The sequence below is a fragment of the Jeotgalibacillus sp. S-D1 genome, assembly GCF_004358665.1.
Classification (GTDB): Bacteria; Bacillota; Bacilli; order Bacillales; family Jeotgalibacillaceae; genus Jeotgalibacillus.
On sequence record NZ_SMZR01000002.1, the window covers coordinates 105513 to 117586 of the forward strand.

Consider the following 12074-nt stretch of genomic DNA (forward strand, 5'->3'; position numbering starts at 1 on the left):
AAGGTACGCTTCAGTCGTATTTTTTATGAGAAAAACGTGCTTCTACTGCACGCGCATGTGCTTCCAAGCCTTCAAGTCTGGCGAAATGAGCCACCTTTTTGGCATCTTCTCTAAATGCAGCCTCACTGTAGGCAATAATGCTCGATTTTTTTATAAAATCATCAACAGACAGCGGACTCGAAAAACGGGCTGTACCGCTTGTCGGCAATGTATGGTTGGGACCTGCAAAATAATCCCCCATCGGTTCAGAGCTGTAACGGCCTGCAAAAATCGCTCCGGCATGGCGTATTTTACCGATCATTTCCATAGCATTCGTAACTTGAATTTCTAAATGCTCAGGTGCTATTTGATTAACTGCATCAATTGCCTGATCCATGTTTTCAGCCACATAGATCTTGCTGTGTTCGTTAATAGCAACAGCTGCCATATCCTTGCGAGGCAGACTTTCCAATTGGAAATTCACTTCCTGTGAAACCGCTTTGGCAAATTCAAGGGATGTGGTAACCAGATTCGCCTGGGAGAGTTCACCATGTTCTGCCTGAGAAAGCAGATCTGCTGCAACCTCGCCAGCGTTTGCCGTGTCATCAGCAAGAATAGTAATATCACTTGGTCCTGCGATCATATCAATATCCACAATTCCAAATACTTCACGCTTGGCGAGTGCCACAAAAATATTACCGGGGCCGGTAATTTTATCTACCTGCTGAACCGATTCTGTTCCATAAGCCAGCGCAGCAACAGCTTGTGCGCCGCCCATTTTGTAAATCACCCGTATTCCTGCGAGCCTTGCAGCAGCCAGAACTCCAGCAGGTATTTTCCCATCTGGTCCGGGAGGTGTTGCCATAACGACACTGCTTACGCCTGCTACCTGAGCAGGTATTGCATTCATCAAAACGGAAGACGGATATGCGGCCGTTCCGCCAGGCACATAAATGCCTACAGTATCCAGCGGGGTTACCTTCTGTCCCAGAATCGTTCCGTTTTCCTTCGTCGTCATCCAGGATTGCTGAATTTGCCTCTCGTGAAATTCGGTTATATTAGCTGCTGCCTCCTGCAATACAGATAGTGTTTGCTCATCTGTTTGCAGCAGGGCTTCATCTATTTCCGATTCTTCAACTAATAGGGACGTCAGGTCCGCTCCGTCGAATTTAGACGTATAGGACAGCACTGCCCTGTCTCCATTTTGTCGAACATCTTCTATTATCGATTGAACGCTTTTTCGCTGTTCTTCAGTCCCCTGGTCCAGCAAAGGGCGGGGGATTTCATATTCTGATAGAAATCGGATATCCATATGGGCTGTTCCTTTCCATTCGTGATATAACTGCTGTCTTCCTGCTTAAAGGACAGATTGTTTTGAAATAATACGATCGAGACGGTCTACCATTTCCTGAATGCGCTCATGTTTGATTCGGTAGCTGACCGGATTGACGATTAATCTTGAGGTAATATCAACAATATGTTCATATTCAACAAGCCCGTTTTCTTTTAATGTTCTCCCGGTGGAAACAATGTCCACGATCCGGTCAGTTAAGCCGATGATCGGAGCGATTTCAATAGAACCGTTAAGCTTGATAATTTCCACTTGCTCGCCCTGCTCTCTAAAATAAGAAGATGCAACATTAGGATATTTAGTTGCAATGCGTGGGGCAACTTCATTCATTTTTGTATCCGGCAATCCTGCCACCGCTAAATAGCAATGGCTGATTTGAAGATCCAACAGCTCATAAACATCGCGTTCTTCTTCAAGCATAACATCTTTTCCTGCAATCCCAAGATCGGCGACCCCGTGCTCTACATATGTTGGCACGTCCATTGGCTTGGACAGGATAAAACGAAGATTTTCTTCTGGCACTTCAATTATTAATTTTCTTGAATCATCGAATTCAGGCGGAAGCTTATAGCCTGCTTGTTTCAGCATCACTAACGCTTCTTCGAAGATCCTTCCTTTTGGCATTGCGATCGTTAATTCTTTCATGCTCTGCCTCCTGCCTTTCCAGATTGTCCGACAATCCAATGGACATCCTTAAATTGTGCAGTGAAACGGTCAACATCTGCTACTCCTCTTACATCCTGACTGATCACTGATTGACTTTTTGCTCTTAATTCATTGGCAAGCTCCATCGCTTCTTTCCTTCTTTCTGACGAGAATAAAATCAAAGCAGATGATTCTTCAGAAGCCTGAGGAGATAGAGCTTCCATTAAGTAATCCAAGCGTATGCCAAAACCTGTGGCTCCGACCCCTGCACCAAATTTTTGCAGCAAGTGGTTGTAGCGTCCGCCATTCCCAAGTGAATACCCTACTCGGTCCGCATAAACCTCAAATAGCACGCCGGTGTAATAACTCATGTGACTTACGAGCGAAACATCAATCGTAACGTAATCTTCCACATTGTAATCCTGTAACACTTCAATCAATTCCTGCAGCTCTGCCAGAGGCTTTGTTCCCTGCTCACCTTCCAGTAAAGCACGTGCGTCTGCGATTGAGCTTCCATTCCCGCGGATTGTCAGCAGTCGCATCAATCGCTGTTTATCTATGGAAGAAAGCGGAAGGGACTCGACATGCTTGCGGTAGCCTACATAGTTTTTATCATACAGATAGCGTCTTAGCTGCTGAGAACGGTCTTCAGTACCGACGATTTGCAAAAACAGCTGCCGGACAAATTCCATATGTCCAATGGATATCGTGAAATCTTTAAGCCCTGCTGCCTTTAAAGAAGAAACAAGCAGAGCAATGGTTTCAGCATCAGCACTTACAGAAGAATCACCAATAAGTTCAACACCCATTTGTTCAAATTCGGCTGGACGGCCGCCTTCTCTTTGCTGGGCACGAAAAACATTTGCCGAATAAGCAAGCCGGAGGGGATTGCGATCCTGCAACAATTTTGAAGCAGCTACACGTGCAATCGGTGCTGTCATGTCCGGTCTGAGTACTAGCGTTCTTCCCTGCTGATCAAGAAGCTTAAACAACTGCTGATCCAGGATAGCCGATGCTTCTCCTACTGTTTCATCATACTCAAGAGTTGGTGTCTCGAGAAACTGATATCCCCATGCGCTCATTTCATTTTCTACTTTTGAACGAATATTTTTTTTCATTTTATATAAATGAGGAAACGTATCCCGCATTCCCATCGGTTTTTCAAACATAAATAATTTTGACATTTCCGCGACAACCCTTTCTTTCTTGAAAGTGTTTTAAAATTCTTACTCTTACTACCTATCATGATACCCCTAACCGAAAAAAGCAAAACGAATGTTAAATTGGACGGTAATTTATGTAGTAAAACAATAATCCTTTAGTTCGCTAATGTGGTAGTAAAATAAAGATATTTAGTAGTGTACTAATTCTGAGGACAGACGTCAAGGGTTAGTATTGCTTTTTATTTTCCAGAAAAAAGGGGATCCCGCCTCTCCTGCTTATGTAATTCACCAAAAAAACACCTTCCGCAGAGGGAAGGTGTTTTTAATCTTATATTTTTAAATCAATGCTTGCATCGGCTTTCAGCTCTTCAACATGTTGAGCAAGTTTTTCCTGCTGCTTTTGCTGCTCAAGGCCTGTTTTAATGTTTTCACTTACTTCCTCAAGAGGAGGCATTTCCTGACCGGACTCTTTTGATTGAGCTGCAGCCTGGTCATAATATTCTTGAATTTCTTTTTCTGTCACTTCTTCAGTTGGAACTGTTTCGTTTATATATTTCTCAAATTTGATTGATTCAGCAATTTGCTCACGAAGTGCTTCTGGTTTCATGCCTTCCGCTTCAAGCATCTCATTCATTGCTTCTTCTCCACCAAATTGTTCCTGAAAAGCATTATATTCTTCGTCAATTTCTTCTTCCGAAGCCGTCAGTTCTGCTTCTTCAGCTTTTTGAAGAATTAAAGTTTGATTAACTAGTGTATCCAATGTTTGTGTTTTAACTTGTTCTGCAGCTTCCTTGCTTGTCGGGTCTTGTCCCGCTTGCTGCATTTGACCTTGAACTTGTCCAAGTGCTGCGTTGTAATCTTCGCCTAAGATTTCCTGATCATTAACAACAGCAACTACTTCTTTTTCATCTACTTGCTGCTCTTCTAATTTCTTTTGGCTTTCTTCAGCTGCAGCTTGATCTTCTTTTGAAGCTTCTTCCTGTTTTGGTTCTTCTGCTGACTTATCCTCTTCATCGTTACAAGCGGCCAACCCTAAAGCAAGTGCGCCTGCTGCGAACGGCAATAAAATTTTCTTTAAATTCATACAATGTGAACCCCTTTCGGATCATTGATTCTCTTAATTTTTAAGCCTAGAATGCATTGTAACGAATATTCCTAAAAAGATAAACCCAAAAGCATTAATGACATTAAATTGAAATAATACTGTCATGTCAGAATGGCGTCAATCGTTTCAGTCGTTCGCACAATTCATAATATAATGTTAGTTTACTTTACTTTTTGACTCCGCACCACCCCGATATGGAATTTTATTTTAGTTAACCTAAATAAATATTAAGTTGACTAAAATTAATTTGTGCCATTATAATCGAACTAGCATAACGCAAAGGAGAAGATCATCATGGTTAAATCATCACTACACGGAATGGTTTTAGCTTCCCTGTTCGCTGCTTTAATGGCAATTGGAGCAAATATCACTTCAATCGTTCCACTTTTAGTCATAGGCAATATACCTGTTACCTTACAAACAGTAGTATGTATACTTGCGGGAATTTTATTAGGCAAAAAATGGGGACCTATTGCAATGATCATCTATACGTTAATCGGCCTAGCAGGCATGCCGGTTTTTGCTCAGTGGTCTGGTGGTGCCGGATCGCTATTAAGCCCTACTTTCGGCTTTGTACTGTCCTACATTGTTGTTGCCTGGGTCGCAGGACTAATAACCAATAATAAAAAAACATATGCTACACTTTTAACTGCAGCTATAATCGGAACCATTATAAATTACGGGCTCGGGACAAACTGGATGTACATGGCCTATAAATTTTGGTTTAGCGCTCCAGATGGATTTCATTACGGGTTAACATGGATCTGGATGCTGCCATTCGTTCCAAAAGATTTAATTCTGGCAGTATTTGCAGCACTGGTTTCACAAAAAGTACTCCAGGCGTTTCCGCAAACACGAACAAGAAAACCAAAGCTGTCTTCTCAAAAGGCAGGTTAAGATGAAAGAGATTGGGACATAAAGAAGCACCTAAATAAAGGAGGCCGGTTCATTTCCGCTGCAGGCGGCGCTTTCCGCGGGGCGGGGGTGAGCCACCTTCCGCTGCAATGAACCGGCGCTTTCCATGGCTTTATAGGGAACAAAAAAGAGATTGATCCTGCCTAGATAAAAAGAAGGCTCTCACGACATATTGGTGAGAGCCTTCTTTTTATGGTTTTGTCCCATACTCATGGTTATTAAAGTTTAATGCCGTAGCTCCATTCCTTCGCTTTCCGCGGACGAACGATCTACAAATTAAAATAATGGCCATTAAATTGAATCTTTTTCATTCTGCTCATGCGGTTCCTTTAAACGTATGATCTGCATAGGGTTTCCCCCTACAAAAGCTCCCGCCGGAACATCCTTGTGGACAAGGGTGCAGGCTGACACGATGGCTCCATTTCCAATTTTAACACCTGGCAGGATGGTGGAATTGGCACCGATCATTACTTCATCACCAATCTCTACCTTCCCAAGCCGGTATTCTCTTATTAAATACTCATGGGCGAGGATTGTCGTGTTGTAGCCAATTACGCTGTTTCTGCCTACGGATATTTTTTCAGGAAACATAACATCAAGCATAACCATTAAAGCAAATGCGGTCTGATCCCCTACTTTCACCCCCAAAAATGTGCGGTACAGCCAGTTTTTCACTCCTAAAAAAGGAGTGTAACGAGCAAGCTGGATGACGATAAAATTGCGGACGACCTTCCAAAACGGGATCGTTTTATATATATGCCACAACGAATTTGCTCCATTTACATAAAAACGCTCCGTGCGTCTCATTCTGAAGTCTCTCCTATAATGTCCAGCAAGTCTGTCATTGCTTCCAGCATCCAATCAGGCTCATACTCCTGCAAGTAATCCCGTCCCTTTGCAGACCAGGCTACACCGGCCGTTTTTGTTCCGGCATTCTTTCCTCCCATAATATCATGGTGGTTGTCTCCCACCATCAAGCTTGTTCCAGGTTCTGATCCCAGTCTTTTTAAAGCTAGCAAGAGTGGCTCAGGATCGGGTTTTGCGTGGGTAACATCATCTAAGCCGATCACAACTTCAAAATACCGGTCCAGGTTCATGAGTTTAAGCCCTTTATGGACGACATCATTTCGTTTTGTGGACACGATAGCCATTTTTATGCCTTTCTGATGAAGCGCTTCGATCGTTTCTTCTACCCCGCTAAAGCCGGTAACCAGTAAATCATGCTGCTCAATATTATAGGCACGGTAAAAATTGACCATTTCTTCCACTTTACCCGGGTTCACCCTCTTAAACGATTCAATAAGCGGAGGACCCATAAATTGCAGAACATCTTCTCGTCCATACTCTCCCGGGAAATAGTGACCTAAGACGTGCATAAAGGAAGAAATAATTAACTCGTTCGTATCAATTAACGTGCCATCTAAATCAAACAGCACCGTATCAATGCGTTTGCTCATAGCCTAGCTTCCTTTCTTTCTGTACTTCATTGCGTTTCCAGATATAAGCGACTGCCATGGTCAGCACGACCGCAGTAGTGATGCGTATTAAAAACAACGGAAGTACGGGTATGCCCAGGGGAATAAAGATTAATGTATCTTCTACTACTGCGTGACATGAAACAAGAAAAATGAAAGCAAGCGTAGCATCTTTTTTGCTTACTCCGTCTTCCTGAACAGCTTTTATCATTACTCCGGCTCCATAGGCGAGTCCGATCGTTAAACCCGCAACCAATGTCATCGATGTATTTTCTTTCATACCCAAACCTCTTGTGACAGGAGCCATCCATCTTGAAAATACGTCAAGCCACTTTAAATCTCTCATTATTTGAATGACAATCATGAGCGGAATGACAATAAGAGCTAGCTGAATTACTCCGAATGCTGCTTTTTCCAATGCCATCAAGATAATTGAACCCCATCCTGAAACATTTTCCTGCTGTTGGGGAACCATGCCATACTGGGCAATTTCCTGCCCGCCGCTCCAAACTAAGTTTATGATAATCGCAGAAACAAAAGCCAGTCCGAGCCTCACTACGAGCACGACCCAAAGCTTTACCCCCACCTTGAGGGCAACTCCCGTTTCAATAAGCAGATTGTGGGAGAAAGAAAGCATGACTGCAATAATAAATACTTCTTTAACCGTCATTTCAAGCGATAAAATACCAGCAATCCCTGCATACAAATTCAGGAAATTACCCAGTACAAGCGGAACTGCCGCTTCGCCGCTTAAACCAAACAAACTCATAAATGGTGCAATTAATTTTGTTATCCAGGGCAGTACGGGAGTATATTGAAGAAGAATCACAACAAATGTAACAGGAAAAATGATCTTTCCAAGAGTCCACGTTGTCTGTAATCCCGCTTTCAACCCCTCTGCGAAGGTCTGTTTTGTCATCAAACCCCTCCTAGCTGTTTAGTTTATCTGCATAACGGGTTGATAACCCTTTTTTACGTCGATAGATGATAACAATAAGAGCTGCAGCAATTAATGCAAAAGACAGCATCTGTGCGACACGGATTGTTTCCGTCAGCATCAAGCTGTCGGTTCTGAGCCCTTCTACAAATGCACGGCCAATTGAGTACCAAATTACATAGGTTAAAAACAATTCTCCCCTAAGTGGATTCACTTTCCTCAGAGCAAGAAGTAATAGTAATCCGGCCAAATTCCAGATCGATTCATACAGGAAAGTTGGATGATAATAAGCAAACGTTCCATTTACTCCTATATACATTTGATCAATGATCCAGTCGGGAATAAACAGACCCTCTAAAAATGCACGGGACACTTCGCCTCCATGAGCTTCCTGATTAATAAAATTGCCCCACCGGCCAAGCATCTGTCCAAGTATAATACTCGGTGCTGCAATGTCTACAATCTTCCATGCAGACAATCCCTTTCTTCTTGCGAAAATAACCGTAGTGGCGACAGCACCAATCAGCGCTCCGTGAATGGCAATACCACCGTTCCAAATCTGAATAATGGCTTCCGGGTTTTGTGAATAAAAATCCCATTGGAAAATTACATAATAAATACGAGCTGAAATAATGGCGATCGGTACTGCCCAAATCAGTAAATCTGCAAATAAATCCTTTGGCATGCCTAATCGATCGGCTTCCCTGTTGGCTAAGATGTAACCCAAAATAATTCCGGTACCGATAATAAGCCCGTACCAGGCAATATTAACCGGACCAAGACTGATTGCAATCGGATCGATTGGTTGAATGGTTCCCAGCATATTCTGTCTCCTTTCAGCACGAAAACGTTAATTAAATATCGTCGTGCTCTCCTTCGATAATGACATCCGCAAGCCTGTTTGAAAATTGTTCAGCTGCGTTTACACCCATGCGCTTCAGACGGAAATTCATCGCTGCAACCTCTATAATGACAGCTAAATTTCGCCCTGGTCGAACAGGCAATGTTATTTTTGTTATTTCTGTATCGATAATTTTCATTTTTTCTTCATCAAGACCCAGGCGGTCATATTGCTTTGCCTTGTCCCAGATTTCCAGGTCAATGACAAGTGTAACGCGCTTGTGGTTACGAACTGCCCCCGCTCCAAAAAGCGTCATTACATTTATGATGCCAAGGCCCCGAATTTCAAGAAGGTGTTCAATTAATTCCGGAGATGAACCGATTAATGTGTCGGTATCCTCCTGGCGGATTTCCACGCTGTCATCTGCAACTAGACGGTGACCGCGCTTCACAAGCTCCAGTGCTGTTTCACTTTTACCCACTCCGCTTTTACCAGTGATTAATACACCAACCCCATAAATATCAACCAGTACACCGTGCAGTGCAGTAGTTGGAGCAAGCTTGCTTTCTAAGAAGTTTGTTAATCGGCTGGAAAAACGGGTGGTTTGTACTGCTGTCTTCATCACTGGCACCTGATTGCGTTCCGATGCTTCAATCAGCTCAATCGGGACATCAATATCCCGGGACAAAATCACCCCCGGTGTATTATCTGTGCACAGCTGTGTCATTCGATCGATACGTTCATCATTTGAAAGCAATTCATAAAAAGACATTTCTGTTCGGCCCAGCAATTGAATTCGTTCTGCTGGATAATAGCTAAAATATCCTGCCATTTCAAGACCCGGTCTTGAGATATCGCTCATGGTAATTGGACGATGTATGCCCTCTTCTCCACTAACCAGTTCTAATTTAAATTTTTCTATAATATCCTTCGTCGTAACCTTCGCCACGATAACCCTCCTACTCCATTCAGCTATGTATCTTAATTGTCTTACACATACTCTCTATTGTAGCACTTTGGAAATTGTTTCACTATATTAGATCAACGAAACATCCCTCAGAAGGTGTCCTTTTCTTTTCAAGCAAGCGATATTACTTGTGAAAGGGAGGTCTTTACAATGACATTAATTGCAATTGATGCAGGACACGGGTATGAAACCGCTGGCAAACGAAGTCCTGATGGAATGAGAGAATATGCGTTTAACAGGGCGGCTGCAAAAGAATGCATACTCCATTTAGAAAAAGCTTCTATTCAAACCATTCAGCTCCATGACGATGCGCTTGATGTGCCGCTTGCTCAGCGTACGAACCGAGCCAACCAGGCAGGTGCCCATTATTATATTTCAATTCATGCGAATGCATTTGGGAATGGAAGCTGGAATGCCGCAAGCGGGATCGAAACCTACATCCATTCAGTAAAAGGAGAAAAAGCGCTAAAGCTTGCTCAAATTATCCACTCGTCTCTTATTAAAAAAACAGGCAGTAAGGACCGCGGAGTAAAAAAACAAGACTTCCATGTTTTGCGAGAAACGAATATGCCGGCAGTTTTAATCGAATGCGGCTTTATGACTAACAAGGAAGAAAAAGCTCTTCTTGCTTCCCCCGCTTTTCGGGCAAAATGCGGAAAAATAATTGCTGAAGCGATTATCGCATTTTTAGACGCCGGTCAACCTTCCCATAAAAAGAGCCTTCCAAAAGAACAACCGTTATATCGTGTCCAAACCGGGGTATTTACAACAAGAGCCAGAGCTGAAGAGCTTGTAAAAAAACTTCGAAGCGCGGGATTTGATGCTGCAATAGGAATAATCAACAAATAGAGGTCTTAATATTAAAACGATAAAAAAATGAACGGCTCAAAAAAGAACAGCGTCAGTGCGACAGCTGTTCTTTCTTATGTCATGATCTAATTATTCCGTAGCGGTTTCTTTATCAGATGATGAAGAAAACTTCATTTTTAAACCAATTGCAATTGCGGCTAATGAAATCAGGCCGCCTATTATTCCGGTGCCCAATAGAAAAATGATGAGTATCCATTTAAATAGACCCATTATTTCAACACCCAGCACATAAATTCCCAGTATGGAAAATAATACACTGATTCCTAAAAAGGTTGCTCCTATTGCGCTCAGTCCAAACCAAGTGGTGCGCTTAATAAATGTTTCCATCTTATCACCTGCTTCTTTCTTTGTTATGTAGCTTTCCCTATTTAGGACTATACCATTATAGGAGCATTTGGAAACATTTTGTCTCATTTAATTTAATCAAAAGGCTTTGTTAAACCTGACCAATGAAGGCGATTGGCTTAAGGGTATCACACTTTCAGTTCCAAACAACGGTATACATTCATCGTGCTAATAAAAAACCGTGATGAGCTTATGGCTCACCACGGGATTTTTTGTATAGAAATACCTGATCGTACGTTTTTCTTTATTCTTGTGAAGAATCGGGCTCCGTGCCTTCCTGGCTGGAATCGTCCTTTTTCACCTCATAAGGCCTAACGCTAACTGCCCCCGTTTTAGCATCTGCAAACAAATAAAGCTTTGAGCCGTCAGCTTTTTCACGGGTAAAATGAAGCTTGCGCTGCATTAATTCTTCCCGTTCCTCTACATGATCCATTTCCCGATGGTTCAAATCAAATCTGCCAAAATTAGAGCGCAGTGTTCCATCCAGGCTTAAACTGTCAGGTACATAAATATTGATTGAACCTGCCAGCGTTTTTGCTTCAATTTTACGAGCTGAAGTACTAGAGGTTTTGCAGGTTACATTTCCATTAACCGATTGCACTTCCATGGAATCAACTGCACCTTCTACTGAAACCTTGCCATTAACAGATTCTGCATCGATGGAATCTGCACGGGTGTTTGAAACCTCTATGCCGCCATTGGCCGTTTCCAGTTCTCCTCTTTCGATCAGCATATTGGAAAGCTCGATTTTACCGTTGGCGGTTTTCACTTTAACTTTATTGACATTGGCTGATTCTCCATTGAACTTTCCATTAAACAAACGGACATCCCAGCGGTCATAGCTGTTTCTTGGCACATAAAGTACTGTGTCGAGCTTTATCATTTTCAAGTCGGAAATAAAGCGTAATTTTTTATACTGTGTATTAAAGAGAACAGCGTCCTTTAATTGATTTTTTGCTTTGATTTCGTCATCTGACCGGTATACTTTAACATCGCAATCCGCTTTGGCAAAGTTTTCATCCCACGGCACCACCGTTACTTTGCCATTCGCTACATTAATTTCAATGTCCGTTAATTCACCGGCATCCGCCTGGAAGGTGTGCTTAAATTCAAGCGATGGACCCATGTTAAACTCAAGGTCCAGCCCCTTTACTTTTTCAAAAGCATTTTGCACAAAATCCATGATCCGATCTGTAGAGTTTGCACCGGGTTTCTTTTGCTTGTCTGAAGACTTATCTGATTGGAAAAAATCATCCAGATTAAATGGAAAATCTTTTTTCTTTGATGGCTGTTCTTCACCCTGACTGGCAGCAGTAGACTGGCTGTAAGAAGTAGAGCTTGTTGTCTGGGTCTTGCTTTGACCAGACTCATTTTCCAAAGCCTCCAATAATGTTAATGCTTCAGTCGCTGTAATCGTGCCCTTTTCGACCATATTTAATATCCGTTTACGTTCGTTTTCCATCTCTCAAACACGCTCCTTA

The 12074-nt window shown here is 42.5% G+C and carries 13 protein-coding genes; 2 read left to right on the forward strand and 11 right to left on the reverse strand.

Annotated features, from left to right (window positions below; genetic code table 11):
- Window positions 1-10: 10 nt before the first annotated feature.
- The 4 genes from hisD to E2R51_RS07645 all read right to left on the reverse strand — a co-directional run bounded on the left by hisD (window position 11) and on the right by E2R51_RS07645 (window position 4222).
- Window positions 11-1291 (reverse strand): histidinol dehydrogenase, encoded by a 1281-nt coding sequence (hisD, locus tag E2R51_RS07630; RefSeq protein WP_133376466.1) that lies wholly within the window; start codon window positions 1289-1291, stop codon window positions 11-13.
- A gap of 45 nt (window positions 1292-1336) precedes the next feature.
- Window positions 1337-1975 carry an ATP phosphoribosyltransferase gene (hisG, locus tag E2R51_RS07635; protein ID WP_133376467.1) on the reverse strand — a complete coding sequence of 213 codons (639 nt, stop codon included), beginning with the start codon at window positions 1973-1975 and terminating at the stop codon, window positions 1337-1339.
- A complete protein-coding gene (locus E2R51_RS07640) occupies window positions 1972-3159 on the reverse strand; it encodes an ATP phosphoribosyltransferase regulatory subunit (RefSeq protein WP_133376468.1) in 1188 nt (395 codons plus the stop codon). The genes hisG and E2R51_RS07640 overlap by 4 nt, the downstream gene beginning before the upstream one ends.
- A 307-nt stretch (window positions 3160-3466) precedes the next feature.
- Complete coding sequence (locus E2R51_RS07645) at window positions 3467-4222, reverse strand: SurA N-terminal domain-containing protein (RefSeq protein WP_133376469.1); 756 nt, start codon at window positions 4220-4222, stop codon at window positions 3467-3469.
- Window positions 4223-4537: 315 nt separating this feature from the next.
- On the opposite strand from E2R51_RS07645, the gene E2R51_RS07650 reads away from it, so the two are divergent.
- Complete coding sequence (locus E2R51_RS07650; protein ID WP_240733000.1) at window positions 4538-5140, forward strand: biotin transporter BioY; 603 nt, start codon at window positions 4538-4540, stop codon at window positions 5138-5140.
- Window positions 5141-5449: 309 nt separating this feature from the next.
- Here the strand turns inward: E2R51_RS07650 and E2R51_RS07655 are convergent, their stop codons facing one another.
- The 5 genes from E2R51_RS07655 to hprK are packed head-to-tail and all read right to left on the reverse strand — an operon-like array spanning window position 5450 to window position 9360.
- Window positions 5450-5965: an acyltransferase gene (locus tag E2R51_RS07655; RefSeq protein WP_133376470.1), complete on the reverse strand. Its 516-nt coding sequence runs from the start codon at window positions 5963-5965 to the stop codon at window positions 5450-5452.
- Window positions 5962-6615 (reverse strand): pyrophosphatase PpaX, encoded by a 654-nt coding sequence (gene ppaX, locus E2R51_RS07660; protein WP_133376471.1) that lies wholly within the window; start codon window positions 6613-6615, stop codon window positions 5962-5964. The genes E2R51_RS07655 and ppaX overlap by 4 nt, the downstream gene beginning before the upstream one ends.
- The gene (locus tag E2R51_RS07665) at window positions 6599-7552 is read right to left on the reverse strand and encodes a nucleoside recognition domain-containing protein (protein WP_133376472.1); all 954 of its coding nucleotides are present in this window, start codon (window positions 7550-7552) and stop codon (window positions 6599-6601) included. Before E2R51_RS07665 ends, ppaX begins: the two co-directional genes overlap by 17 nt.
- Before the next feature lie 10 nt (window positions 7553-7562).
- Window positions 7563-8393 carry a prolipoprotein diacylglyceryl transferase gene (gene lgt / locus E2R51_RS07670; RefSeq protein WP_133376473.1) on the reverse strand — a complete coding sequence of 277 codons (831 nt, stop codon included), beginning with the start codon at window positions 8391-8393 and terminating at the stop codon, window positions 7563-7565.
- A gap of 31 nt (window positions 8394-8424) precedes the next feature.
- Complete coding sequence (gene hprK, locus E2R51_RS07675) at window positions 8425-9360, reverse strand: HPr(Ser) kinase/phosphatase (protein ID WP_133376474.1); 936 nt, start codon at window positions 9358-9360, stop codon at window positions 8425-8427.
- A 168-nt stretch (window positions 9361-9528) separates the two neighbouring features.
- On the opposite strand from hprK, the gene E2R51_RS07680 reads away from it, so the two are divergent.
- Window positions 9529-10227, forward strand: a complete 699-nt coding sequence (locus tag E2R51_RS07680; protein ID WP_133376475.1) for an N-acetylmuramoyl-L-alanine amidase — start codon at window positions 9529-9531, stop codon at window positions 10225-10227.
- Between the two features lie 90 nt (window positions 10228-10317).
- Here the strand turns inward: E2R51_RS07680 and E2R51_RS07685 are convergent, their stop codons facing one another.
- Window positions 10318-10575: a hypothetical protein gene (locus tag E2R51_RS07685; protein ID WP_133376476.1), complete on the reverse strand. Its 258-nt coding sequence runs from the start codon at window positions 10573-10575 to the stop codon at window positions 10318-10320.
- A gap of 262 nt (window positions 10576-10837) precedes the next feature.
- The gene (locus E2R51_RS07690) at window positions 10838-12055 is read right to left on the reverse strand and encodes a DUF4097 family beta strand repeat-containing protein (protein WP_133376477.1); all 1218 of its coding nucleotides are present in this window, start codon (window positions 12053-12055) and stop codon (window positions 10838-10840) included.
- Window positions 12056-12074 lie beyond the last annotated feature (19 nt).

Coding starts and splice junctions, on each gene's coding strand:
- hisD (WP_133376466.1), bottom strand. CDS start 1,291: ATGGATATCCGATTTCTATCAGAATATGAAATCCCCCGCCCTTTGCTG.
- hisG (WP_133376467.1), bottom strand. CDS start 1,975: ATGAAAGAATTAACGATCGCAATGCCAAAAGGAAGGATCTTCGAAGAA.
- E2R51_RS07640 (WP_133376468.1), bottom strand. CDS start 3,159: ATGTCAAAATTATTTATGTTTGAAAAACCGATGGGAATGCGGGATACG.
- E2R51_RS07645 (WP_133376469.1), bottom strand. CDS start 4,222: ATGAATTTAAAGAAAATTTTATTGCCGTTCGCAGCAGGCGCACTTGCT.
- E2R51_RS07650 (WP_240733000.1), top strand. CDS start 4,538: ATGGTTAAATCATCACTACACGGAATGGTTTTAGCTTCCCTGTTCGCT.
- E2R51_RS07655 (WP_133376470.1), bottom strand. CDS start 5,965: ATGAGACGCACGGAGCGTTTTTATGTAAATGGAGCAAATTCGTTGTGG.
- ppaX (WP_133376471.1), bottom strand. CDS start 6,615: ATGAGCAAACGCATTGATACGGTGCTGTTTGATTTAGATGGCACGTTA.
- E2R51_RS07665 (WP_133376472.1), bottom strand. CDS start 7,552: ATGACAAAACAGACCTTCGCAGAGGGGTTGAAAGCGGGATTACAGACA.
- lgt (WP_133376473.1), bottom strand. CDS start 8,393: ATGCTGGGAACCATTCAACCAATCGATCCGATTGCAATCAGTCTTGGT.
- E2R51_RS07680 (WP_133376475.1), top strand. CDS start 9,529: ATGACATTAATTGCAATTGATGCAGGACACGGGTATGAAACCGCTGGC.
- E2R51_RS07685 (WP_133376476.1), bottom strand. CDS start 10,575: ATGGAAACATTTATTAAGCGCACCACTTGGTTTGGACTGAGCGCAATA.
- E2R51_RS07690 (WP_133376477.1), bottom strand. CDS start 12,055: ATGGAAAACGAACGTAAACGGATATTAAATATGGTCGAAAAGGGCACG.